The 23,741-nt window shown below is 69.7% G+C and carries 21 protein-coding genes; 9 read left to right on the forward strand and 12 right to left on the reverse strand.

The features are described 5' to 3' along the window. Positions 1-11: 11 nt before the first annotated feature. Positions 12-1,097, reverse strand: a complete 1,086-nt coding sequence (locus B7K23_RS14300; protein WP_084127362.1) for a LacI family DNA-binding transcriptional regulator — start codon at positions 1,095-1,097, stop codon at positions 12-14. Positions 1,098-1,197: 100 nt separating this feature from the next. On the opposite strand from B7K23_RS14300, the gene B7K23_RS14305 reads away from it, so the two are divergent. From B7K23_RS14305 to ybaL, 3 genes are all read left to right on the forward strand, one after another. Then, on the forward strand, positions 1,198-2,469 hold the full coding sequence (locus tag B7K23_RS14305) for an arginine deiminase (RefSeq protein WP_200809853.1): 1,272 nt from the start codon (positions 1,198-1,200) through the stop codon (positions 2,467-2,469). Positions 2,470-2,962: 493 nt separating this feature from the next. Next, entirely contained in the window at positions 2,963-4,720 is a 1,758-nt protein-coding gene (locus B7K23_RS14310) for an alpha/beta-hydrolase family protein (RefSeq protein ID WP_143338316.1), read from the forward strand. Positions 4,721-4,762: 42 nt separating this feature from the next. Continuing rightward, complete coding sequence (gene ybaL, locus B7K23_RS14315) at positions 4,763-6,403, forward strand: YbaL family putative K(+) efflux transporter (RefSeq protein ID WP_084127364.1); 1,641 nt, start codon at positions 4,763-4,765, stop codon at positions 6,401-6,403. 27 nt (positions 6,404-6,430) lie between these two features. Here ybaL and B7K23_RS15870 read toward each other — a convergent pair whose 3' ends face one another. From B7K23_RS15870 to B7K23_RS15785, 4 genes are all read right to left on the reverse strand, one after another. Beyond that, positions 6,431-6,574: a hypothetical protein gene (locus B7K23_RS15870; protein ID WP_200809854.1), complete on the reverse strand. Its 144-nt coding sequence runs from the start codon at positions 6,572-6,574 to the stop codon at positions 6,431-6,433. A 12-nt stretch (positions 6,575-6,586) separates the two neighbouring features. After that, a complete protein-coding gene (locus B7K23_RS14320; RefSeq protein ID WP_084127365.1) occupies positions 6,587-8,134 on the reverse strand; it encodes an NAD(P)/FAD-dependent oxidoreductase in 1,548 nt (515 codons plus the stop codon). Positions 8,135-8,297: 163 nt separating this feature from the next. Continuing rightward, on the reverse strand, positions 8,298-8,690 hold the full coding sequence (locus B7K23_RS14325; protein ID WP_084127366.1) for a phage holin family protein: 393 nt from the start codon (positions 8,688-8,690) through the stop codon (positions 8,298-8,300). 133 nt (positions 8,691-8,823) lie between these two features. Next, positions 8,824-9,240 carry a carboxymuconolactone decarboxylase family protein gene (locus B7K23_RS15785; protein WP_159451439.1) on the reverse strand — a complete coding sequence of 139 codons (417 nt, stop codon included), beginning with the start codon at positions 9,238-9,240 and terminating at the stop codon, positions 8,824-8,826. Between the two features lie 226 nt (positions 9,241-9,466). Here B7K23_RS15785 and valS point away from each other — a divergent pair, with 226 nt between their 5' ends. Then, positions 9,467-12,226: a valine--tRNA ligase gene (valS, locus tag B7K23_RS14335; RefSeq protein ID WP_084127367.1), complete on the forward strand. Its 2,760-nt coding sequence runs from the start codon at positions 9,467-9,469 to the stop codon at positions 12,224-12,226. Between the two features lie 371 nt (positions 12,227-12,597). On the opposite strand, the gene B7K23_RS15575 is transcribed toward valS, so the two are convergent. The 4 genes from B7K23_RS15575 to B7K23_RS14355 all read right to left on the reverse strand — a co-directional run bounded on the left by B7K23_RS15575 (position 12,598) and on the right by B7K23_RS14355 (position 16,610). Further along, the gene (locus tag B7K23_RS15575) at positions 12,598-13,539 is read right to left on the reverse strand and encodes a hypothetical protein (RefSeq protein ID WP_143338317.1); all 942 of its coding nucleotides are present in this window, start codon (positions 13,537-13,539) and stop codon (positions 12,598-12,600) included. 340 nt (positions 13,540-13,879) lie between these two features. Further along, positions 13,880-15,145, reverse strand: coding sequence for an ATP-dependent Clp protease ATP-binding subunit ClpX (gene clpX, locus B7K23_RS14345; protein ID WP_084127369.1), 1,266 nt, complete (start codon positions 15,143-15,145; stop codon positions 13,880-13,882). 170 nt (positions 15,146-15,315) lie between these two features. After that, a complete protein-coding gene (locus B7K23_RS14350; RefSeq protein WP_200809869.1) occupies positions 15,316-15,981 on the reverse strand; it encodes an ATP-dependent Clp protease proteolytic subunit in 666 nt (221 codons plus the stop codon). 50 nt (positions 15,982-16,031) lie between these two features. Then, the gene (locus tag B7K23_RS14355; protein WP_084127576.1) at positions 16,032-16,610 is read right to left on the reverse strand and encodes an ATP-dependent Clp protease proteolytic subunit; all 579 of its coding nucleotides are present in this window, start codon (positions 16,608-16,610) and stop codon (positions 16,032-16,034) included. Positions 16,611-16,825: 215 nt separating this feature from the next. Here B7K23_RS14355 and B7K23_RS14360 point away from each other — a divergent pair, with 215 nt between their 5' ends. Further along, positions 16,826-17,206 (forward strand): hypothetical protein, encoded by a 381-nt coding sequence (locus B7K23_RS14360; protein WP_084127371.1) that lies wholly within the window; start codon positions 16,826-16,828, stop codon positions 17,204-17,206. A gap of 120 nt (positions 17,207-17,326) precedes the next feature. Further along, entirely contained in the window at positions 17,327-17,929 is a 603-nt protein-coding gene (locus tag B7K23_RS14365) for a DUF4190 domain-containing protein (protein ID WP_084127372.1), read from the forward strand. Positions 17,930-18,065: 136 nt separating this feature from the next. Here B7K23_RS14365 and tig read toward each other — a convergent pair whose 3' ends face one another. Together tig and B7K23_RS14375 are read right to left on the reverse strand one after the other, a co-directional pair. Further along, positions 18,066-19,430 carry a trigger factor gene (tig, locus tag B7K23_RS14370; RefSeq protein ID WP_084127373.1) on the reverse strand — a complete coding sequence of 455 codons (1,365 nt, stop codon included), beginning with the start codon at positions 19,428-19,430 and terminating at the stop codon, positions 18,066-18,068. Positions 19,431-19,732: 302 nt separating this feature from the next. Beyond that, positions 19,733-20,326, reverse strand: a complete 594-nt coding sequence (locus B7K23_RS14375; protein ID WP_084127374.1) for a cation transporter — start codon at positions 20,324-20,326, stop codon at positions 19,733-19,735. 83 nt (positions 20,327-20,409) lie between these two features. Here B7K23_RS14375 and B7K23_RS16005 point away from each other — a divergent pair, with 83 nt between their 5' ends. The 3 genes from B7K23_RS16005 (at position 20,410) to B7K23_RS14390 (ending at position 22,560) form a co-directional block, all read left to right on the forward strand. Next, complete coding sequence (locus tag B7K23_RS16005; protein ID WP_159451440.1) at positions 20,410-20,841, forward strand: MarR family winged helix-turn-helix transcriptional regulator; 432 nt, start codon at positions 20,410-20,412, stop codon at positions 20,839-20,841. Further along, positions 20,838-22,070: an MFS transporter gene (locus B7K23_RS14385; RefSeq protein WP_234996557.1), complete on the forward strand. Its 1,233-nt coding sequence runs from the start codon at positions 20,838-20,840 to the stop codon at positions 22,068-22,070. Before B7K23_RS16005 ends, B7K23_RS14385 begins: the two co-directional genes overlap by 4 nt. 100 nt (positions 22,071-22,170) lie before the next feature. Then, positions 22,171-22,560, forward strand: coding sequence for a DUF1304 domain-containing protein (locus tag B7K23_RS14390; RefSeq protein ID WP_084127377.1), 390 nt, complete (start codon positions 22,171-22,173; stop codon positions 22,558-22,560). Here B7K23_RS14390 and B7K23_RS14395 read toward each other — a convergent pair. Next, a complete protein-coding gene (locus B7K23_RS14395) occupies positions 22,547-23,707 on the reverse strand; it encodes a discoidin domain-containing protein (RefSeq protein ID WP_084127378.1) in 1,161 nt (386 codons plus the stop codon). The genes B7K23_RS14390 and B7K23_RS14395 overlap by 14 nt on opposite strands. Between the last annotated feature and the right edge of the window lie 34 nt (positions 23,708-23,741).

Consider the following 23,741-nt stretch of genomic DNA (forward strand, 5'->3'; position numbering starts at 1 on the left):
GGCGGTCGCGTTCAGCCGAGCGTCGCGACCGTCGTCCCCCACCGAATCGGCAGCGGCAGCTCCTCGGGCTCGCCGAGCGGCTCGGGCTCCTCGCCCGCACGCACCGCATTCGCCACGTCGAGCTCGCGCAGCAGGCGTCGGGCGACGATCCGCCCCTTCTCGACGCCGTCCTGCACGATCGTGCACAGCTCCCCGTGGTCGAAGCCCGGCAGCGGGATGGCGTCGAACCCGGTCACGGACAGGTCCTCGGGAACCCGCACCCCCGCGCGCCTCGCGTAGTCGATGATGCCGGCGGCGTGAATGTCCGCGGTCGTGAGGACGCAGGTCGGCGGCTCGTCGAGCCCGAGCAGCGCCTCGCCCGCCGCCTCGCCGCTCGCCCTGGTCACCGAGCCGCACTGGAAAACCGCCATGGGCTCCACCCCCGCGCGGATGAAGCCGTCGAGACGTCGCTGCACGTTCTCCGGCGCGATCGCGTACAGCTCGTCGAACGTCGTTAGCGTGTCGGGACGCTCCTCCACCGCGAAGGCGTAGCCCGCGAGCGCGATGCGCGTGTGACCCGCCGCGAGAACCCGGCGCGCGAGCTCCTCGGTGGCCGCCGCATCGTCCATCCGCACGGCCCCCTCCTCGTTCATGTGGCCGTCGAGCGCGATCCACGGCACCTTGCGCGACGCGAGATACGGGTCCGTCTCCTCGAAGCCGACCATGCGGCGCACCGACACGACCGCGTCGTACAGGACGGCGTGCGCGAGCTCGCGCGACGCCTCGTCGGTGATCGGCGGGATGATGACGATGCCGTAGCCCGCCGCAGCGAACTCCCGCTGGAGTCCGTCGAGGATCGCGAGCGACAGCGGGTCGGTGTCCTTGTCCTCAAGCAGCGCGTGTGTGACGACCGCGATCAGGTGAGTGCGCCCCGACGCGAGCGCGCGGCCCAGCGCCGACGGCCCCGTGTAGCCCATCGCCTCCGCGGCGCGCCGGACCCGCTCCGCAGTCTCGGGCGCGACGACGCGCTTTCCCGTGAACACATGAGAGGCCGTCGACTTCGCGACGCCTGCAGCCTTCGCCACCGCAGCGAGCGTCACATGACGGTGGTCGCTCATCAACCCCTTGCCCTCCTGCGCACCGCCATCGGCGCGCGGCTCACCCCTCGCATCCCCCAGCCTAGGGCCCGATGCTAGCGTCAGAGGAAAAGGAGACACCGTGTCTGACGCCGCACGCACACAGAACGACCTGGTCACGCCCCTGGGAGTGCACTCCGAGGTCGGAGTCCTCAACACGGTCCTCACGTGCTCGCCCGGGCTCGCGCACCATCGCCTGACACCGCGCAACTGCGCCGACCTCCTCTTCGACGACGTGATGTGGGTCGACAACGCGATCCGCGATCACGCCGAGTTCGTGGAGCTGATGAGGTCGTACGAGGTCGAGGTGCTCGACCTTGTGACGCTGCTGGGCGAGACCATGGCCGACCCCCACGCCCGCGGGTGGCTCCTGGACCGCAAGCTCACGCGAGACGACCTCGGCGTCGGCCTGACCGAGGACGTGCGCGCGTTCCTCGACGAGATGGAGTCGGTCGACCTCGCGCAGCACCTGATCGGCGGCCTCGCGGTCGCCGACCTGCCGCGCGACCTCGCGCCGCCTGCCGTCCAGCTCGTGCGCGAGGAGTCGGGCATGCGCGACTACCTGGTGCCCCCGCTTCCGAACACCCTCTACACGCGCGACACCACGAGCTGGATCTACGAGGGGGTCACGCTCAACCCGCTGTACTACCCCGCACGCCACGCCGAGACGCTCATCATGAAGGCCGTCTACGAGCACCACCCGCGCTTCAAGGGCCAGGTCAACGTCTGGTGGGGAGACCCGGAGATCAGCCACGGCCTCGCCTCACTCGAGGGCGGCGACGTCATGCCGATCGGCAACGGCGTCGTCGTGATCGGCATGTCGGAGCGGTCGTCGCGCCAGGCCATCACCCAGGTCGCGTTCGAGCTGTTCGCCGCCGACGCGGCCGACCGCGTGATCGTCGCGAAGATGCCGCGGATGCGCTCGGCGATGCACCTGGACACGATCTTCACGTTCGCGGACCGCGACGTCGCGACGATGTTCCCCGACGTCGTCGACGACATCGAGACGTTCTCGCTCTACCCCGCGGAGGCACCCGCGCAGCTCGACGTGGTGCGCGAGGGCAAGCCGTTCGTCGAGGTGGTGACGGAGGCGCTCGGGCTCGACGGCCTCAACCTCATCGAGACGGGCGGCGACCGCTACGCCGCCGAGCGCCAGCAGTGGGACTCGGGCAACAACCTCGTCGCGCTCGAGCCCGGCGTCGTGATCGCCTACGACCGCAACACCCACACCAACGACCTGCTGCGTGCGGCGGGCATCGAGGTGCTCGAGATCGTCGGCGCGGAGCTGGGCCGCGGGCGCGGCGGCGGCCACTGCATGACGTGCCCGCTCAGCAGGGACGCGCTGCCCTTCTGACGCGCGCCGTCCTCCGCGCGCGCCGTTCTGCTGCGCGGGTCGTTCTGGCGTGCGCCCATCTCCCCTCGGACCGATCCCCGGCGGTCCAGAATTGTCCACTGGGGCGCAGACACGGCTCCAAAACGACAATGGGTGTCCACTAGGACGCTCCGACGTGCCGATGCGCGCCAGTGGACACCCATTGTCGTTTTCGAAGCCCAGATGTCTCCCAGTGGACATTTCTGTACCGTGCGCCGTTGCCTGACCGAGGTGCGCGGGACCCCGCATCGTCCGGGGCCCACCCGCCCGCATCGTCCCCACTCCCGCATCGTCCGGGACCCCGGCGCCCCGCACCGCCCCGCCCCCGCATCGTCCGGGCGTCCACCGCCCGCGCACTCCCGCATCGTCCGGGACCCACCCGCCCGCCGGGACCCACCCGCCCGCCGGGAATCCCCCACGCCGGGAATCCCCCAAGCCCTCGCGGGCTTACAGTCGGAGGAAGAAGGGAGCGGCCGTGCCAGGGACGATGCTGGACGAGGAGCCGAGCGCGCCAGCGAGCGCCGCACGGCCTCCCCGGCGCGCGCTGCGCGAGATCCCGCCACGCGTGTTCGAGCCCACCTTCTCCGGAGTGGGGCTCGTGATCGGCGCGTACTTCATCGCGCTGTCGCTGCTCCCCTCACTCCTGCCGCGCCTGCCGGCGGTCCAGGGCATCGCCTCGGCGGTGTCGTTCATGATCGGATACGGCATCGGCGCTGCGGGCCACGCCGCGTGGAACTACCTGCAGATCCCGAACCTGCGCGGCCGATGGGTGCATCTGGTCTCGGGCCTGATGCTGGCGGTCGTCGGCGTGCTGACGGGCCTCGCGATCTGGCAGTGGGTCGGCTGGCAGAACGAGATCCGCGACCTGTTCGGGATGTCGGAGCTGAGCCCGACCGCGTGGCCGATCGTGATCGGCGTCGGCCTCCTCACCACCGCCGCGATCCTCACCGGCGCGCGCGCCCTGCGGCTGCTGTTCCGCACGGCCTATCGCTGGCTCGACAAGTGGATGCCGCATCGTCTCGCGGTCGCGATCGGGACAATCGTGCTGCTCGTGGTCCTCAATCTCGCGTTCTCCGGCCTGCTGGTCCGGGGGTTCTTCGCGGCCTCGAATGCGGGCTTCTCCGTCGTCGACACCCACGACCGCCCGGGGGTCGAGGAGACGGAGTCGGAGCTGCGCTCGGGCGGCCCCGGCTCACTCGTCTCGTGGGAGGACCTGGGGCGCCAGGGCCGCTACTTCATCTCGACCGGCCCGTCCGCCGACGACCTCGACGACTACTGGGGCGGCGGCTCGCTCGAGCCGATCCGCGTGTACGTCGGGCTACGGTCCGCGGACACTCTCGAGGATCGCGCCGACCTGCTGCTCCAGGAGCTGATCCGCACCGGGGCGTTCGACCGCCAGGCGATCGTGCTCGGCACCGTGACCGGCACCGGCTACCTGGACCCGAACAGCGTCGACACCCTCGACTACCTCTACCAGGGCGACATCGCGATCGCGGGCGTGCAGTACTCGTACCTGCCCAGCTGGATCTCGGTGCTCGCGGACCAGGAGATCACCGCGGAGACCTCGCGCGCGGTCTTCCGCGCGGTCTACGTGTACTGGTCGACGCTCCCCGAGGACGAGCGGCCCGAGCTGTACCTCTACGGACTCTCGCTCGGCTCGTACGGCGTCGAGTCCGTGCTGAGCTCCCCCGACATCCTCAACGAGCCGATCGACGGCGCGCTCATGGCCGGCCCCACATTCGTGAACCCGACGCACACCGAGCTCACCGCCGCGCGCGACGAGGGCAGCACCGCATGGCTCCCGATCGTGGGCGAGGGCAGGACGGTGCGCTTCATGGCGGGGCTCGACTCGCTCGACGAGCCGACGGGCACGTGGGGCGACACGCGCGTCGTCTATCTCCAGCACGGCTCCGACCCGGTCGGGATGTTCTCTCCGACGCTGACCTGGAGCGAGCCCGACTGGCTCGCGGGCGAGGAGCGGGCGCCCGACGTGTCCCCGCGCATGGACTGGTTCCCCCTGGTGACGGTGTGGCAGGTGCTGCTCGATATGCCGACCGCGGGTTCCGTGCCCGACGGCTACGGCCACATGTACTCGCATACGGAGAACCTCATCGCGTGGGTCGCGATCACGCAGCCCGACGGCTGGACCGACGCCGACACCGACGCGCTCGCCGCATATCTCGAGGAGCGCGCGGAGGAGCAGGAGTCGCTGGTCGCGCGACTCGACAGCTGACACTTCATGTCCCGTTCACATCACCCCAGGTAGTCTTGGCAGATGTTGCACCATGCCCCGCTCCTCCTGACCATCGCCGCGGGACTGGTCGTCGCCTTCGTGCTGGGATTCGCCGCGCAGAAGGTCAAGCTCTCCCCCATCGTCGGCTACCTCGCGGCCGGCATCATCATCGGCCCGTACACGCCCGGCTACACGGGCGACGTCGAGATCGCGACCCAGCTGTCCGAGATCGGCGTGATCCTCCTGATGTTCGGCGTGGGCCTGCACTTCTCGCTCGGCGACCTGCTGAGCGTGAAGAAGGTCGCGATCCCCGGCGCGGTCGTGCAGATGACGCTCGCGACGGCGCTCGGGACGATGCTGGGTCACTACCTGGGATGGGGCTGGGGCCCCTCGTTGCTGTTCGGGCTCGCGCTGTCCGTCGCGTCGACCGTCGTCATGCTCCGCGGACTCGAGGACCGCGGCCTGCTGGACACGCGCGCGGGCCACATCGCGATCGGCTGGCTGATCGTCGAGGACCTTGCGATGGTCGTCGCGCTCGTCGTGATCCCCGTCGTCGGCGGGGGTGACGCCTCGGGCGCGGAGCTCGCGCAGGAGCTCGCATGGACCGCACTCAAGGTCGGCGCCTTCATCGCGATCATGGTCCTGTTCGGACGACGCGCGATCCCCTGGATCCTCGCGCGCACCGCGGACACGGGGTCACGCGAGCTGTTCACGCTCGGAGTGCTCGCGCTGAGCCTCGGCGTCGCGGTCGGCGCGGCCGCGGTCTTCGAGGTCTCCTTCGCGCTCGGCGCCTTCTTCGCGGGCACGATCCTCAAGGAGTCCGAGCTCGCGCACCGCGCCGGCGAGGACTCGCAGCCGCTGCGCGACACGTTCGCGGTGCTGTTCTTCGTCTCCGTCGGCATGCTCGTGGACCCGGCGATCGTCATCGAGCGGCCGATCTCCTTCGTCGGCACGGTCCTCGCGATCGTGGTCGGCAAGGGCCTTGGCGCATACGCCCTGGTCCGGCTCATGAAGTACTCGAAGTCGATGAGCCTCGTGATCGCGGCCGCACTCGCGCAGATCGGCGAGTTCTCGTTCATCCTCGTCACGCTCGGTGCCGAGTACGACATCCTCTCCGAGGACGCCCAGAACCTGATCCTTGCTGGCGCGATCGTGTCGATCGTCATCAACCCCGCGCTGTTCGCGTGGGCCTCGCGCTCGTATGTCGCGAAGGTCACCGACGATCAGGCGTCGGGCGAGACCGGCCCGATCACGTACGTCGGCGAGGGCCACACGATTGTCGTCACCTACGGACGCGTCGGCAGGCGCATCGCCGCGGGGCTGTGGGCGCGAGGCCTGCCCGCCGTCGTCATCTCGGACGACGAGGACCACGTCCACGAGATCCGCGAGGCCGGACACGAGGCGATCCTCGGCAACGCCGTGCGCTCGAAGGTGCTGCGCGCCGCCGGAATCGAGCGGGCGCACACGGTGCTCGTCGGCGTCCCCGACCCGATCCAGGCCGGCGCCGTGGTCGCGAAGATCCGCCGCCTCGCGCCCGACACCACGGTGATCGCGCGCGGCCACCGCCAGGTCGACATCGACTACCTCATGGAGATGGGCGCGAGCCGCGTGTACGTCGGCGTCCACGAGATCTCCGACCTCATGGTCGCGGCAGCGGTAGACCCGGAGGAGCCGGGCGCCTGAATCAGCGCCCGGCTCCCGCGATCCGTCCTAGTGGTGCTTGCGCGCCAGCAGGAACATCGTCAGGTTGATCCGCATGAAGCGGAAGAACTGACCGAAGGGGTTGTGCCGCCGACGCAGCTCGCCCTGGGTGGGAAGCGGCGCGGCCGCGATCCTGTCGTTCGTCGTGTCCATGTCGATTCCTCCCTACTCCGGGATCCAGGTCCAGCCCGGCTTCACCTTGGCCTTGTAGATGAACAGCGTGTGGAGCATGCGCTTCACCCAGTGGCCCGCGAGGCCGATCTCGCCCATCGTCTCCTTGAGGTTGCGACCGGTCTCCGGGTACTTCTCCCAGTCGGGGACGACGGGGCTCATGGTCATGGCCGCCGCGGTGCCCTTCCTGAAGCCGGTGCCGGCCGAGGCGACGCACGCGGCCGCCATCTCCGACATCGACGCGGAGTGCGTCGGCTCGGTCGCGCCCTTGGTGATCATGTCCGCGATCGTGAACGCGACGACCTTGCCCATCGTGCCCGAGGGCATGCCGGTGCGCGGCGGGCTCGGCGCCACGGGGACGCCGTCCGGGGTCGCGCGCGGCTTGGAGATCTGGTGCGGCGGCGCGAACGCGATGCCCACCGCGAACATGTTCTTGTACGTGGGGTTCTGGTAGGTGCGGGGCCAGTCCTTGGCGCTCCACTCCTCGTAGGCCTTCTTGGAGTAGTCCGCGTCGACCTTCATGAAGCCCGACGGCGCGAAGACCGTGTCGGTGATGTCGGCGCCGTCGGCCCCGTAGGCCTTCCAGTCGTTGCCCTTGAACGGCGGCAGCAGCATCGCGAAGTCGAACTCGAGGTCGTTGTGCGAGCCGTCGAGCTGGTCGTAGTGGATGACGCCGGGCTCGACGCTCGTCACCGCCGCGCCCGTGATCGCTTTGACATCGCGCTCGCGGTACAGCGACTCGGTCCACAGCTGGCTCGTGGTGCGGTAGCCGTTCTGGTCGAACTGCATGCCGCCTACGCCGAAGTCGCCGAGCTCGTTCTCGTTGGTCAGGTAGATCAGCTCGACGTTGTCTCGCACCCCCGCCTCGCGCAGCTGGTGCTCGACATTGAACGTGTACTCGAACGCCGCGCCCTCGCACGTGCACGTGCCGTGGCCGACGCCGATGACGGCCGTCTTCTTCGCGCCGCCCTTGCACTCGGCGATGAGCTCGTCGAGCCGCGCGTGTGCCTCGGTCGCGTGGCTCGGGGTGCAGACCGACACTGTGTAGCCGTTGTCGGGGCCGAGTCCCGCGGTCGCGCCGAAGTTGAGCTTGGGGCCGGTCGCGTTGATGACGTAGTCGTAGCGGATGCGCTCGATCTCGCCCGCGCGGTGCGCGGCGGTGTGCTCGACGTCGACGGCCGCCTGGGCGAGTCCGATCTCGCCGGTCACCGCGGACTTCGCGGACGATGCGTCGGCGACGGTGCCGTACGCGGTCGCTCCGTCCGAGCCGGGCTCGACGTTCGCGTCGCCCTCGGGCCACAGGGCGACGCCCTTGGCCTGGACGAATGTGATGCCCTGCTTCTTGTAGATCGGGGCGAGCGGGAAGACGACGTCGTCGGTCGTCATCTTGCCGACCCCGACCCAGATGTTGGACGGGATCCAGTTGTAGTTGGCGTTGGGCGAGACGACGACGACCTCGTGCTCACGCGGGAGTCGTTTACGCAGGTAGAGGGCGGCAGTGTGGCCGGATACACCGGCTCCGAGTACGACCACGCGGGCCATGGGGATCACCTTCTTCTTGAGGAGGACCGCGCCATTGCGGCTCCGAAGAAACTATACCCCCTGGGGCATTGGTCCTAGGACTAAGGTCCCGAGTGGTGTGGCGCTGGTCCAGAGGCGGCGCCGACGTTCCGCGTCGGCCCGGGACCCGGGCGCCCTTCGGGTCCTAGTCCTTGCGGTTCTCGACCGCCTCCTTCAGCAGGAACATGGGGAGGACCCAGGTGGCGATCGCGGTGACCAGCCAGACGATGACGATCGCGGCGAGCCAGGTGGCGATGCCTCCGTTGATGTGGAAGTCGTCGACGAGGATGTTGGTGAGCAGGAGCGCCACCCACGTGGACACGAGGCCCACGCCACCCGTGAGGGCCGACGCGTACTTGTGCGTCATCTTGAAGATGAACGGGCCCAGGATCATCTGGAACACCGCGAACAGCACGGTGGCCAGCAGCAGCGCCGCGATGGGCAGCTGGAAGTCGTCCCCCAGGATCAGGGACGTCACGAACAGACCGATCGCCGCGGAACCGAGGTAGATGACCCCGTTCAAGATGAATCGCACCATGATTCGGACACTACCGCGCATGGGTGACAAATGCGCGTCGAACGGATGTCGTTCTCGTGCATTCCTGCTGGCAGGACGGTGTTCGAGGGTCCAGGGACGATGCTGGGGCCGGCTTCACTGGCCGCCGCGTCGCCTACTCGGCGCCGCGGGTCACGCGGTTCCAGGCGTTCGTCACCGCGACCACCTCGATGATGAGCCCGACCGCCTTCGCCGAGAGGTGCTGCCGCAGCTCCTTGCGCGCCTCGATCTCGAGCCCGCGCGGATAGTCCGTGAGGACCTCCGCGAAGCGCAGCGCCGCGGCCTGGGCGGGAGTCACGAGGTCCTCGCGCATCAGCTTGACCGGCCTCGCGAGCGCCGCGATCAGGTCGGGCCGGGCGCCGAGGTCCGCAAGCTCCTCCGAGTGCATCCGCACCGAGTACGAGTCTCCGTTGATGTGGCTGCACCGCAGGCGGAGCATCGCCTTGAGCCCGGGCTTGAGCCCGCCGCCCGCGTCGCCGTCGGATCCCTCCATCATGCGCAGGAACTCGGGCCGCAGCGTCACATCGCTCACGCGCACACCGTACCAATGCGAGTCTGAGAACGGGCAAACCCTGTGAGGACCGGGCGAACCCGACAACCGTGACGCGAGGGGCGCATCGTCCCTGTCGCCTCCGTGGCCGTACGGGCGTCGCGCCCTCTCCCCTGCCCGGCCGCACCCGCATCGTCCCTGTCCCGTGCCCGGCCGCACCCGCATCGTCCCCGCAACCGTGCGCACGGTGCCGCCACCGTCTGAAAGAATGTCCCCCATGACGTCGCGCATCCCTGACAAGGCCACCGTCGACGGGCTCGAGGACCGCTGGAACTCCGCATGGGAGTCCGCGGGAACGTACCGTTTCGACGCCTCGAAGTCCCGCGAGGAGATCTACTCGATCGACACCCCGCCGCCCACGGTGTCGGGCTCGCTCCACGTGGGTCACGTCTTCAGCTACACGCACACCGACACCGTCGCGCGCTTCCAGCGCATGAGCGGCAAGGAGGTGTTCTACCCGATGGGCTGGGACGACAACGGTCTTCCCACCGAGCGTCGCGTGCAGAACTACTACGGCGTGCGCTGCGACCCGTCGCTTCCGTACCAGGAGGGCTTCGAGCCCCCGCACGTCGGCGGCGAGGGCAAGTCCATCAAGGCCGCGGACCAGGTGCCGATCTCGCGCAAGAACTTCGTCGAGCTGTGTGAGCGCCTCACCGAGGAGGACGAGAAGCAGTTCGAGGCGCTGTGGCGTCACCTCGGCCTGTCCGTCGACTGGTCGCGCACCTACCAGACCATCTCCCCGTCCTCGATCGCGGTCGCGCAGCAGGCGTTCCTGCGCTCGCTCGCGCGCGGTGAGGCCTACCAGTCCGAGGCCCCGACCCTGTGGGACGTCACGTTCCGCACCGCGGTCGCGCAGGCCGAGCTCGAGGACCGCGAGCGTCCCGGCGCGTACCACCGCCTGGCTTTCGAGCCCGCGGCGGACCTCGAGGAGGCCACCGGCTCGTACAGCGCGGTCTACATCGAGACGACGCGCCCCGAGCTGCTCCCCGCGTGTGTCGCCCTGGTCGCGCACCCGGACGACGAGCGCTACCAGCCGCTGTTCGGCAAGCACGTCCGCACCCCGCTGTTCGGCGTCGAGGTGCCGGTCGTGCCGCATCGTCTCGCGCAGCCCGACAAGGGCTCCGGCATCGCGATGATCTGCACCTTCGGTGACGTCACCGACGTCGTGTGGTGGCGCGAGCTCCAGCTGCCCACCCGCGCGTGCATCGGCTGGGACGGCCGTTTCCTCGCCGAGGCGCCCGCTGCGATCGACACCCCCGAGGGCGTCGCCGCGTACGCCGAGCTCGCCGGCAAGACCGTGTTCTCCGCCCAGAAGCGCATCGTCGAGATGCTCGCCGAGGCCGGGATCATGGAGGGCGAGCCCAAGCCCATCACGCACCCCGTGAAGTTCTTCGAGAAGGGCGACAAGCCGCTCGAGATCGTCACCTCGCGCCAGTGGTACATCGCCAACGGCGGCAAGGACGAGGCGCTGCGCGCCGAGCTCGTGGCCCGCGGCGAGGAGCTCGACTTCGTGCCCTCGCACATGGGCAAGCGCTACGAGAACTGGGTCAACGGCCTCACCGGCGACTGGCTGATCTCGCGTCAGCGCTTCTTCGGCGTGCCGATCCCCGTCTGGTACAAGCTCGACTCCGAGGGCAACCCCGTGTGGGACGAGCCCGTGGTGCCGACCGAGGACATGCTCCCCGTCGACCCGTCCGCCGAGCCCGCGCCCGGCTTCGACGAGTCGCAGCGCGGCGTCGCCGGCGGCTTCATCGGCGAGAAGGACGTCATGGACACGTGGGCGACGTCGTCGCTCACGCCGCAGATCGTCGGCGGCTGGCGCGACAACCCCGAGCTGTTCGCGAAGGTCTTCCCCATGGATCTGCGCCCCCAGGGCCAGGACATCATCCGCACGTGGCTGTTCTCGACCGTCGTGCGCGCGCACCTCGAGGACGGCGTGCTCCCGTGGAAGCACGCGGCCATCTCGGGCTGGATCCTCGACCCCGACCGCAAGAAGATGTCGAAGTCCAAGGGCAATGTCGTCACGCCGATGGGCCTGCTCGAGCAGCACGGCTCGGACGCGGTGCGATACTGGGCGGCCTCCGCACGCCTGGGCACCGACGCGGCGTTCGACGAGGGCCAGATGAAGATCGGCCGTCGCCTCGCGATGAAGATCCTCAACGCCTCGAAGTTCGTCCTCGGCGCGACCGGCATCGCGACCGCCGCCAACGCGTCGCTCGAGGACGGCGTCGCGGTCTCGAACGACGTGATGGCGCTGCCCGTCACTGAGCCGCTCGACAAGGCGATGCTCGCCGCGCTGGCGTCCGTCGTCGACCAGGCGACCACCGCGTACGAGAAGTACGACCACACGAAGGCTCTCGAGGTCGCAGAGACGCTCTTCTGGACGTTCTGCGACGACTACCTCGAGCTCGTCAAGATGCGTGCGTACGACGGCGCGGCGCCGGGCGAGGCGATCGACGCCTCGGCGGGCTGCTCGCCCGAGGCGGGTTCCGCTCGGGCGGCGCTCACCCTCGCGCTCGAGACGTTCCTGCGCCTGTTCGCGCCGGTGCTGCCGTTCGCGACCGAGGAGGTGTGGTCGTGGTTCCGCGAGGGCTCGGTGCACCACGCCGCGTGGCCGGTCGCCGCTCCCCTGTCGGCCGCCGCTGGCGCTTCCGCGGATGCGGGCGTCCTGCCTGCCGCTGGTGCCGCGCTGTCCGCGCTGCGCAAGGTGAAGTCCGAGGCGAAGGTCGCGCAGCGCACCGAGATCGTGTCGGTCGACGTGCTCGTGCCCGAGGCGCAGGTCGCCGCGGTGCGTGCGGCGAAGGCCGACCTGATGTCGGCGGGCAAGGTCCGCGCGATGCAGATCGTCGACTCGGTGGCCGCGCTCGAGCCCGGCGTGGACGGCGAGGCGCCCGAGGACGGCGCGACCGACGAGATCGCCGACACCACGGTGGTCCGCACGGAGAACGCGGTCCTGGCGGAGTCCTGACCCGCTGATCATCGGCAAGCCGCTCGGCTTGCGAGGTGGCCCGGCGCGCATGCGCGCCGGGCCCTTTCTCGTCTCCACGGACCCCTTCTCATCTCCACGGCCCGCGTCCCCGCGCATCGTCCCTCCCCCGCGCATCGTCCCCACGTCGACGAAGTCCACCGCACGCGACCAGAACGTCCATAGCCGGACCAGACGTACTCGAACGACCTCATCGACGCGCAAACGTGACCCGCACGGCACTCCGGCCATCAATCCGCACCAAAGCGCCCCAGTGGACACTCATTGTCGTTTTCGCGCCACCAAAGTCAGCCAGTGGACCATTCCGTACCGCTCGCGGCCGTCCGCGCCCCAACTCAGTGAAGTCAGGCGAGTCACGGTCGGCCGAGGCCCTGTTGCGTTGCACGGACACGCAACACGGCCGCTGCCATCGCCTGACACCAGTCAGGCCTCTCGACGATGTCGCGATACGTGAACCGCAGGGTCTGGATCCCGAGCGTTGCCACCAGGACGTCCCGTTCAGCATCGCTCTGATGCGCCTCTGGATTTGCGTGGTAGGCCGCGCCGTCAGTCTCCATCGCGGTTCGCGTCGCGGCGTCGTACATGTCGAGCTCGCAACGACGGCCCTCGACGACGAGCGTGTGCTGCCGGAGCAGATCCGAGAACGGCCGCCCCCTGAAGACGTCCATGAGCGCGACACGTTCGAGGTGACTGTGCGCGCCGGCCGAGAGTGCGTCCACGAGCCGTTCGATCTCCCGACGTCGCGCGACCCGCGGCATCGCCTCGAGCGCCCCCTTCAACGTCTGGGGTGAGAGGCGCCGTTGTTGCACCGCTCGATACATCGCGTCCTCAGCGACATCGCGCGGCAGCTCTGCGTAGCCAAGAACTAGTGCGTGCGCGAGCGGCACCACACGGAGCCTCCTTCGCATCACGGAAGGCATTCCGACATCTGTGCGGGTCACCCGAATCCAGTCCGGGGCCCTCGGGCGACGCGATGACCCGACAGCGACCGCGATCCGGTCGGGTGCCTCCCCCAGGGCGTCCCAAGCGAACAGCGCCGCTGCTCCGGACAGCAACGCGTCGTCACCGAGCCATCGGAGCGTCGCGGACGCACGGGCCGCGAAAGACTGCGCATGGCACGCGCCGACGTAGGAGTTCGGAAGCAGCCTGACAGCGTGGCCCGTGACGATCGCCGTGCGAGCTGCGCGATGCGACGAAAGCGCCGCGAGCTCTTCGAACGAGAAGCTGGACGGAGAGTCGATCAGTGCTTCCGCGATGCGCGGGTCTACCCGGGGAGGCGGATGCGGTGACTCCATGGGTCGAGCCCACCATCGCCGCATAGGCTCCGGACGCGCGGCGGCGTCCTCCGTGGACAGCTTCCTCCGGGCCGCGAGCCTGTGGAGGACGCCGACCCATGTCGGCTGCAGCGCGCGGAATCGACGCGATGTTGGACGTCAGCGGTGCACAGGGGCGCTCAGAAGCTCGGAGTGACGGCTGCCGCGGTACAGAAATGTCCACTGGCACGCAGCCAAGCCCGCGAAACGACAATGAGTGTCCACTGGGACGCTCGGGCTGCGCCAAGCGGATAGGGCACGGTGGCGCGGCCGCGGAGCGGCGAGGCGACGCAGTAGCGCCGGAGCCGCTACGCAGCGGAGGCTACGCCGCTCCCTCGTGCTCGTCTGCCGCCGGGCGCGAGAGGAAGGCCGGGGCCACGCGGTCCAGCACGACCTCGCGGGTCACCACGACCCGCTCGATGTCGTCGCGGCCCGGGACCTCGAACATCGTCTCCTGGAGGACCTCCTCCATGATCGCGCGCAGGCCACGAGCGCCGGTTCCGCGGTCGAGCGCCTGCTCGGCGATCGCACGCACCGCGTCGTCCTCGAACTCGAGCTCGACGCCGTCGATCTGGAACATTCGCTGGTACTGCTTCACGAGCGCGTTCTTGGGCTCCGTGAGGATGTTCACCATCGCGTCGACATCAAGCGGCGACACCGTGGCGATCACCGGCATGCGGCCGATGAACTCCGGGATAAGGCCGAACTTGTGCAGGTCGGTCGGCGTCACCGCGGAGAAGAGGTCCGTGTTGTCGGCCTCCTTCAGCGTCGCGCCGAAGCCGATGCCCTTGCGACCCACGCGCGACGAGATGATCTCCTCAAGGCCCGCGAACGCGCCTCCCAGGATGAACAGCACGTTCGTGGTGTCGATCTGGATGAACTCCTGGTGCGGGTGCTTGCGCCCGCCCTGCGGCGGCACCGACGCCACGGAGCCCTCGAGGATCTTCAGCAGCGCCTGCTGCACGCCCTCGCCCGACACGTCGCGAGTGATGGACGGGTTCTCCGCCTTGCGCGCGACCTTGTCGATCTCGTCGATGTAGATGATGCCGCGCTGCGCCTTGTCGACGTCGTAGTCGGCGGCCTGGAGAAGCTTGAGGAGGATGTTCTCGACGTCCTCACCCACGTAGCCGGCCTCGGTCAGCGCGGTGGCGTCTGCGATCGCGAACGGCACGTTGAGCATGCGCGCGAGAGTCTGCGCGAGGTACGTCTTGCCGGTTCCGGTGGGGCCGATGAAGAGCACGTTGGACTTCGCGATGTCCACCGCGTCCTCGTCGCTCTTGGGCTTCGCATCCGCGGCGCGCACGCGCTTGTAGTGGTTGTAGACCGCGACCGAAAGCGCCCTCTTGGCCTGCGTCTGACCCACGATGTACTGCTCGAGGAAGTCGTAGATCTCGCGAGGGCGCGGGAGCTCGGTGAGCTCCGCCTCGACCTGCTCGGCGAACTCCTCCTCGAGGATCTCGTTGCACAGGCCGATGCACTCGTCGCAGATGTAGACGGAGGGTCCCGCGATCAGCTTGCGCACCTGCTTCTGCGTCTTGCCGCAGAAGGTGCACTTCAGCAGATCGCCGGTGTCCGTGGGGCGGGACATGCGGTCTCCTTCCAACCGTCCAGTCTGTCTCCAGGCTACCTAGACGGTCTGACACGTGGCCTCTCGACGCGCCGCCCGCACGCGGCGGACGCCCCGAAAGGCGTGGATACACGAGAAGGACCCCGAGACGGATGGCCCCGGGGTCCTCTTCTCGTATGTCCTATCGGCGATCAGGCCTTGGCTGCGAGCGCCTGTGACTTGCGCGACTCCAGCACCTCGTCGACGAGTCCGTACTCCTTGGACTCCTGCGCGGAGAGGAACGTGTCGCGCTCGATGTCCTCGCGCACCTTCTCGGGCGTCTGACCCGAGTGCAGCGCGAGGGTGTTCTCGAGCCACTCGCGCATCCGCAGGATCTCCTCGGCGTAGATCTCGATGTCCGAGGCCTGCGCACGCGAGCCGCCCTCAATGCGCGGCTGGTGGATCATGACGCGCGCGTTCGGCAGCGCGAGACGCTGACCGGGCTGACCCGCGGCGAGCAGCACGGCGGCCGCGGAGGCGGCCTGGCCGAGGCACACCGTCTGGATGTGCGGCTTGACGTACTGCATCGTGTCGTAGATCGCGGTGAGCGCGGTCTGCGATCCACCGGGAGAGTTGATGTAGATCTTGATGTCGCGGTCCGGGTCCTGGGACTCGAGCACGAGGAGCTGCGCCATCACATCGTCCGCCGACGCGTCGTCGATCTGGACGCCGAGGAACACGATGCGGTCCTCGAACAGCTTGGCGTAGGGGTCCTGGCGCTTGAAGCCGTAGGCCGTCCGCTCCTCGAACTGGGGCAGGATGTAGCGCGAGTCGGGGCCGGCCGGAGCCGCGCCGCCGAAGCCGGCCACGTTGCCCAGAGAGCCCGCGGTGCGTCCCGCGGCCTGGATCGCCTGGTATTCGGAGCTGCTCACGCCTTGCCTCCCTGGGAAGAGTCGCCCGCCTCAGCGGCGTGCTTGATGACCTTGTCGACGAAGCCGTACTCGAGCGCCTGCTCCGCGGTGAACCAGCGGTCGCGGTCCGCGTCCTTGGTGATCTGCTCGAGCGTCTTGCCCGTCTGCTCCGCCGTCAGCGACGCGAGCGTCTTCTTCATGTGCATGATCAGCTCGGCGTTGATGCGGATGTCCGTCGCCGTGCCGTAGATGCCGCCCGAGGGCTGGTGCATCATGACGCGGGCGTGGGGCGTCGCGTAGCGCTTGCCGGGCGCGCCGGACGAGAGCAGGAACTGCCCCATCGACGCGGCCATGCCCATCGCCACGGTGGCGACGTCGGGCTTGATGTACTGCATGGTGTCGTAGATCGCCATGCCCGCGGTGATCGATCCACCGGGGCTGTTGATGTACAGGTAGATGTCCTTGTCGGGGTCCTCCGCGGCCAGGAGCATCATCTGCGCGCAGATGGCGTTCGAGTTGTCGTCGCGCACCTCGTCGCCCAGCCAGATGATCCGCTCCCGCAGCAGCCGGTTGAAGATGGAGTCATTGAGACCCATCCCGGGGCCGTCGGAACGTGCCGTGATCTCGTTCACGCCGATCCTTCCTTCTCAGGTCTTGCGTCAAACCTAACGGCGCGCACCGGCATCTCATGCCGGAAACCGCCTCGTTTCGCTACGGGGTGAAAGGCTCAACGACACTGCATGCCGGGTGCGATAGGGTCGAGCCACGGCCGCTGGGGGGCGGTCCTCGCCGAGTGATCAGGGGGAACATCATGGCTGTCGACGTGTCCACGCACGAGTCCGTTTCCGAGCCGGAGCCGGCCGCCGCGCCTGCCTGGCTCCCTGTAGCGACGCCCAGCGCCGCCGCGAGCCGTGCCGGAGCCAAGGACGACGCGACCTGGCTGAACATCCTCGCATTCATCCTCGCACTCGCCACGGTGCCGGGCGTCATGATCATTCTTGTGGCCCCGCCGATGGCGCTCAGCTCGGTGGTGGTCGGGGTCCTGGGGGTGCGCGCCGCGCGGCGCGGAGAGGCCCGCCACGCGTGGATGGGCTACGTGGCGATCGTCCTCGGCTCCGTCATCGTCGCTGGCTTCGCGTGGCTGTTCGGATCTGCGGCGGTCCAGCTGATCCTGCACCCCGAGCTCGACTGAGCCCCCTTCGGGGCCATCCCCGATCCCGGCGGCGTCGGATTCGGCCACAGGGACGATGCGGCACCTCCTCACCCTGAGTAGCGTCGTTTTCAGGACGCACCAGACCTCGAGGAGGGGATCATGTCCACGACGCCAGAGGACCCGTTCGCGAACAGGCCGGAGGACGCAGGGGCGGGTCAGACTCCCCCGCCGCAGCCGGACCAGCCCTATGCGCAGCAGCAGCCCGGCCAGCAGTACGCGCAGCCCCAGTACGCCCAGCAGCCGTACGCGCAGCAGCCCCAGCCCTACCCGGCCCAGCAGCCCTACCCGGCCCAGCAGCCCTACGCCCAGCCGGTGGGCCCCCGCCCGGGCACCGAGAAGAACTGGATGGGCACCCTGTCGCTCGTCATGAGCCTGCTCGGGATCATCACCGGCATCACCGCGATCGCGGGAATCGTCTTCGGACACCTGGGCCGCTCCGCGGCCCGCCGTGGCGAGGCGGACAACGACGGCATGAGCCTCGCGGGCCTCATCGTCGGCTACGTCATCACCGTGACCGCACTGATCGTCGCGGTCTTCGCAACCCTCGCGGTCGTGGCCGGCATCGGCTTCGTCGTGGACGAATGCGGCGGCGATGACCCGGCGGACTGGTGCGACGGAGAGTCGACCTACACGTGGGACGCCGACGACGCGTCGTACGCCCTGGAGCTGTCCGACTACGGCGTGAAGCTGTCGGTCGACTGACACGGCACGCGCAAAGCGCCGGAGCCTGCAACACACGGGACACAGCACGCAACAGGCACCAGGCAAGAGCGGCCCGAGAAAGCACGGGGCCCCCGCCCTCCTCAAGGGAGAGCGGGGGCCCCGTGCGTGAAGCTGGTTACTTCTCGTCGGCCTCACCGGCAGCCTCGGCGACCATCGCGGCGGCGGCCTCGACGTCGATCTCCGGCTCCTTGTTCTCGTCCTCGAGCGAACCGATGACCGCGGACAGGTCCACGGCGGCACCGGCGGTGTCGACGACGGTGGCGCGGCGCAGCGCGAAGGCGGTGGCCTTCGAGCGGGCGACCTCGGCGACGATCGCGGGGATCTGGCCGGCCTGCTCGATCTGCTGGATGAACTGGCCCGGGTCCATGCCGTACTGACGCGAGGCGTTCAGCAGGTAGTCGAGCAGCTCCTGCTGCTCGACCTGGATGTCCAGGTCGTCGGCCAGGGTGTCGAGGAGGATCTGCGTGCGCAGCGCGGTGTGCGCCTCCTCGGTGACCTCGGCGCGGTGCTCGTCGTCCTCGAGGCGGCTCTCGTTCTCGAGGTGCTGGTGCACCTCGGCCTCGATGACCTTCTGCGGCACGGAGAACTCGCCGGTGGCCTCCATGAGGACCTCGAGCAGCTTCTCGCGGGCCTCCATGGCCTGGTTGTTGGTCTTGATGCGCTTGGTCTGCTCGACCAGGTCCGCCTTGAGCTCCTCGATCGTGTCGAACTCGGAGGCGAGCTGCGCGAAGTCGTCGTCGGCCTCGGGGAGCTCGCGCTCCTTGACGGCGGTGACCTTCACGGTGATGGTCGCGGTCTGACCGGCGAAGTCACCCGCGGCGAGCGGACCCTCGTAGGTGGTCTCCTCGCCGGCGGACAGGCCGGTGACGGCCTCGTCGAGGCCCTCGAGCATGTTGCCCTCACCGATCTGGTACGAGGTGCCCTGGACCGAGTCGACGTCGTTGCCGTCGACCACGGCGTCGAGGTCGATCGTGACGAAGTCGCGGTCCGCGGCGGGGCGGTCGACGGCCTTGAGCGAGCCGAAGCGCTCGCGCAGGTTGTCGAGGCGCTCGGCGACGTCCTCGTCGGAGACCTCGATGGGCTCGACGGTGACGGTCAGCGAGTCGGCCGCGGGGAGCTCGATCTCGGGGCGGACCTCGACGGTCGCGATGAACTCGAGACCCTCGTCGCCCTCGACGGCGCCGGGGATCTTGGTGATCTCGACCTCGGGCTGGCCGAAGGGGCGGATGCCCTGCTCCTCGACCGCGGCGGAGTACCAGCCGGGCAGGCCGTCGTTGACGGCGTGCTCGATGATGGCGCCCTTGCCGACGCGCTGCTCGAGGATGCGCGGGGGGACCTTGCCCTTGCGGAAGCCGGGGATGGTCACCTGCTCGCCCACGTGCGTGTAGGCGTGGTCGAGCGAGGGCTTGAGGTCCTCCTCGGTCAGGGTGACCGTCAGCTTGACGGTCGTGTCGTCGATCTTCTCGAGGGCGCTGGTCACAGAAAAACTCCTGAGTGGGTGGGAAATGACCCGGGTGCCGGGCGGGGCCCGCGCACGGGCAACCCCGCAATCCTATAAGGGATGGGCGCATCGCCCCAATCGAGAGCCGACCGTTCGCGCTGGGCTGAGAGCGGAGACGCCGCGCACGGGACGATGCGGGCGGACCTGAATGCCGGGATCGGGACGATGCGGGGGTCGCGACAGGGACGACGCGGGGGTCGCGACAGGGACGATGCGGGGGCTGGGACACGCACGACGCCGGGGCAACGCGGCGACCGGGGTCGGGCCGGCACCGCTCCCGCTCAGGCCTCCGCCTGCTTGGCCTCGAGCCGCTCCTTCGACGCGGCCCTCCACACCTTCACCCCGGCATCCGCGTTGAGCGCGCCGATGCCGAGCCCGACGACGATGTCCGGCCAGCCCGACACCCACACCAGCGCGACCAGCGCGGCGCCGATGACGGCGACGTTCGCGAGCGCGTCGTTGCGCGCGGAGAGCCACGCGGCGCGCGCGAGCGACCCTCCACGATGACGGTGGCGCACGAGGATCGACGCCGCGGCGAGGTTCGCGAGCAGCGCGCCGAGCGCAGTGACTGTGAGCGGGATGGTCTCCGGACGCGTGGGATCGAGGATCTTGACGACCGCCGTGACGACCGTCGCGACGGCGGGCACCAGGATCACGAGCGCGAGCACATGCCCGATGCGCGCCCTCCTCTGCACCGACCACGCGGCGGCGAAGAAGATCAGCAGGTTGAGGATCGCGTCCTCAAGGAAGTCGATCGAGTCGGCGGTCAGGGACACCGACCCGATGATCCTCGCCACCGTGAACTCGATGACGGCGTAGCCGAGGTTGATGAGCGCGACCGCGAGGACCGCGCGGCGCAGGGACGAGGCGGGCATGCGCTCATCCTCGCAGGCGGTGCTCGAACGTCATCGGTAAATGGCCACTTGTCAACTTGTACATATCTTGCTTATATAAATGGGTGATCGAAGACACTCGCAGGACCACCCTCGAGGAGCTGCTCGCCCAGGCCCACCGCGTCACGCGGATCGCCGGAGCGGCGACGGGCAGCATCGTCCCGTCGTCCCACCGCACCCTCCTCGCACTCCTGGCCCGCGACGGCGACCACCGCGTCGGCGAGATCGCGACCGAGCTGCGCCTCGCCCAGCCGGCCGTCACCCAGGCCGTCGCGGCGCTCGAGGGCGAGGGGCTCGTCGTCCGTTCCCCCGACCCCGAGGACGGCCGCGCGATCCGCGTCTCCCTCACCCCGGCCGGCCGCGCGTCGGTCGACTCATGGCGTCGGGACCTGTCCGACGCGCTGTCCCCCATGCTCGGCGAGCCCTCAGACGACGACTGGGCCGCGCTGGCCCGCACCGTCGAGATCCTCGCCTCGATCGACAGGAGCCCCCGTTGACCCACGCCGCCCCGGAAGGCAGCATCCTTCATCAGCCCAAGGCCGTCTGGGCCGTCGCCTTCGCGAGCGTCATCGCCTTCATGGGGATCGGCCTCGTCGACCCGATCCTGCCCGCCATCAGCGAGCAGCTGGACGCGACCCCGACCCAGGCCGAGCTGCTGTTCACGAGCTATCTGCTCGTCACCGGCATCGCGATGCTGTTCACGAGCTGGGTGTCGGGACGGATCGGCGCCCGCGCGACGCTCCTCAGCGGGCTCGCGCTCGTGATCCTGTTCGCCGCCCTCGCTGGCGCGTCCGGCACGGTCGACCAGATCATCGGCCTGCGTGCCGGCTGGGGCCTCGGGAACGCGCTCTTCATCTCCACCGCGCTCGCGACAATCGTGGGGGCCGCATCCGGCGGCGCGGCGAACGCGATCATCCTGTACGAGGCCGCGCTCGGCCTCGGCATCGCGATCGGCCCGCTCCTGGGCGGCGCCCTCGGCTCCGTCAGCTGGCGCGCTCCCTTCTTCGGCACGGCCGCGCTCATGGCGATCGGCTTCCTCGCGCTCGCCGTGCTCCTCAAGGGCGACGGCGCGCCGCGCGTGCGCGTCCCGCTGTCGGCACCCTTCAAGGCCCTGGCGCACCCCGGGCTGAGGCTGCTCGCGATCGCAGCCGTGCTCTACAACATCGGCTTCTTCACGCTCCTCGCGTACTCGCCGTTCCCGCTCGGCTTCGGCGAGATCGGGCTCGGCCTCACGTTCTTCGGCTGGGGCGTCGGCCTCGCGATCACCTCGGTCCTGGTCGCCCCGCGGCTCACGGCGCGCTTCCCGCGGACGCTCGTGCTGTCCACGACGCTCGCGCTCCTCGCGCTCGACCTCGCCGTGGGCGCCCTCGTGGTCGCGAGCGCCGCGGCGCTCGTGGTGATCGTCGTGGTGGGAGGCCTCCTGCTGGGCGTCCTCAACACGGTCTTCACCGAGTCCGTGATGGAGGTGACCGATCTCCCGAGGTCCGTCGCCTCGTCCTCGTACTCGTCGGTGCGCTTCCTCGGCGGGGCGGCCGCTCCCCCGCTCGCCGCGTGGCTCGCCGCGCTCGCGGGCGACTGGCTGGCCTACGCGGTCGCCGCCGTCGCGGTGCTGGGCGCCTCGGTCGTGATCCTGTCGGGCCGCTCGACGCTCGCCCGCGTCGACGGCCACGCTCCCGAGCCGCTCGAGGTCGAGGCCGAGGCCATCAGCGTCGGCGACGCGGTCTGACCCCGGGCTCTCGCGCGCAGCGCGGGAATGTTCCCGGCCTCCGCTGCCTTCCATGGTCGTGGCCACCCGGCCGCCCGACGCCACACGAAGGACCACAGCCGTGACCGCTCTCGCCCTGGTGACCGCCGCACTCGCGGCGCTGCTGCATGTCTACATCTTCTTCCTCGAGTCGATCGCGTGGACCGGCCCGCGCGCACGCAAGGTGTTCGGCACCTCCGCCGAGGAGGCGCAGCAGACCCGCGAGCTCGCCTACAACCAGGGCTTCTACAACCTGTTCCTCGCGATCGTCACCGTCGTCGGCATCGTCCTGATGCTGTCGGACATGGACGATGCGGGGGTGGCGCTGGTCCTCGCCGGCACCGGATCGATGCTGGCCGCGGCGATCGTCCTGGTCACGAGGTCACGCGCCTACGCGCGGGCCGCGGCCACGCAGGGCACCCTTCCGCTTGTGGCAGTCGTGGCCCTCGTGGCCTCGCTCACGCTCGGCTAGGCCGCCGCGCGACCGCGATCAGCACCGCGCCGCACACGATCAGCGAGACGGCGGACGTCGCTCCCCAGGCCTCCGAGGGCCCGGTCGCCGCGAGCTCGGGAGCCGCCGCATCGTCCTGCTCGCCGGAGGAAGGCGCGGAGGAGGGCGTCGAATCCGGCGAGGATGAGGCCCCGGGCGCGGCCGCATCGTCCGTGTCGTCGCCCGAGTCCGCCCCGAACGTCTGGGCCGCGACGAAGCCGTAGCCCGACGCCGTGACCTCCCATATCGAGTAGCCGTAGCTCGTGGTGCGGCCCAGCCCGGTCACGCGGATGTACCGCGCGGTCGTGGGAGCCGTGAAGGCGACGATGTGCTCTCCCGCGATGGACTGCGACCGTGCCTCGGCCACCGTCGTCCAGGCGGCCCCGTCGAGCGACGCCTCGACGTCGTAGTCGCTCGCCATCGCGGCCTCCCAGTCGATCACCACCTCGCACACGGTCGCGACGCCCCCGAGATCCACCTGGAGGTACTGGGCGTCGTCGCCATGCACCGACTCCCACCGGGTCGCGCCGTCGCCGTCGATTGCCCGGGCAGGGTCGTTGGAGCCTCGCGAGGACGATGCGGTCGCGTCGACGAACGCGAGGTCCTCCCACTCGGGGGTCGCGGTGCCGTAGACGTCGAAGGCGTAGAGGGAGTAGCCGTAACCGGTGGTCCGCGCGGTGCCCACGACCCGCACGTAGCGGGCCGAGTGGCTCGCGACGTCGATGGTCGCGCGGTAGACGGTCGGCGAGGAGCCGACGAGCTGAGGGTCCGCCTCGGTCGCGGTGTGCGCCACGGTCCACGCGTCGCCGTCGTCGGAGACCTCGAGCGTGTAGGCGGACGCCCGCGCGAGCTCCCAGTCGAGCACCACGCGGTCGAGCGCATGGACGGCGCCCAGGTCCACCTGGATCCACTGCGGGTCGACGCCCCAGTCGCTCTCCCAGCGGGTGCCAGGATCCCCGTCGACCACGCGGTCGACGCCCGCGCCGCTCGACGCGCTCGCGAGGGCCTCGAAGGACAACAGGACGGGGTCGCCATCCGCGCCCGTGGCGCGCGAGGTCGCGAGCGCGAGCAGGACGAGCGCGACGAGGGTCGCGAGCAGCACGCGCGACAGCACGACGGATGCGAGCATCTCGCTCCTCTCAGCGGGTCGGCGGGACGGACGT

Source organism: Demequina sp. NBRC 110054, from assembly GCF_002090115.1.
In the GTDB taxonomy this organism is placed as follows: Bacteria; Actinomycetota; Actinomycetes; order Actinomycetales; family Demequinaceae; genus Demequina.

What these genes read in the sequence shown, in the direction of transcription:
- B7K23_RS14325 (WP_084127366.1), bottom strand. Translation starts at nt 8,690, where the DNA reads ATGGTGCGATTCATCTTGAACGGGGTCATCTACCTCGGTTCCGCGGCG.
- ybaL (WP_084127364.1), top strand. Translation starts at nt 4,763, where the DNA reads ATGTTGCACCATGCCCCGCTCCTCCTGACCATCGCCGCGGGACTGGTC.
- clpX (WP_084127369.1), bottom strand. Translation starts at nt 15,145, where the DNA reads ATGTCCCGCCCCACGGACACCGGCGATCTGCTGAAGTGCACCTTCTGC.
- B7K23_RS14395 (WP_084127378.1), bottom strand. Translation starts at nt 23,707, where the DNA reads ATGCTCGCATCCGTCGTGCTGTCGCGCGTGCTGCTCGCGACCCTCGTC.
- B7K23_RS14355 (WP_084127576.1), bottom strand. Translation starts at nt 16,610, where the DNA reads ATGGGTCTCAATGACTCCATCTTCAACCGGCTGCTGCGGGAGCGGATC.
- B7K23_RS15575 (WP_143338317.1), bottom strand. Translation starts at nt 13,539, where the DNA reads ATGGAGTCACCGCATCCGCCTCCCCGGGTAGACCCGCGCATCGCGGAA.
- B7K23_RS15870 (WP_200809854.1), bottom strand. Translation starts at nt 6,574, where the DNA reads ATGGACACGACGAACGACAGGATCGCGGCCGCGCCGCTTCCCACCCAG.
- B7K23_RS14360 (WP_084127371.1), top strand. Translation starts at nt 16,826, where the DNA reads ATGGCTGTCGACGTGTCCACGCACGAGTCCGTTTCCGAGCCGGAGCCG.
- B7K23_RS14365 (WP_084127372.1), top strand. Translation starts at nt 17,327, where the DNA reads ATGTCCACGACGCCAGAGGACCCGTTCGCGAACAGGCCGGAGGACGCA.
- B7K23_RS14300 (WP_084127362.1), bottom strand. Translation starts at nt 1,097, where the DNA reads ATGAGCGACCACCGTCATGTGACGCTCGCTGCGGTGGCGAAGGCTGCA.
- B7K23_RS14375 (WP_084127374.1), bottom strand. Translation starts at nt 20,326, where the DNA reads ATGCCCGCCTCGTCCCTGCGCCGCGCGGTCCTCGCGGTCGCGCTCATC.
- valS (WP_084127367.1), top strand. Translation starts at nt 9,467, where the DNA reads ATGTCCCCCATGACGTCGCGCATCCCTGACAAGGCCACCGTCGACGGG.
- B7K23_RS14320 (WP_084127365.1), bottom strand. Translation starts at nt 8,134, where the DNA reads ATGGCCCGCGTGGTCGTACTCGGAGCCGGTGTATCCGGCCACACTGCC.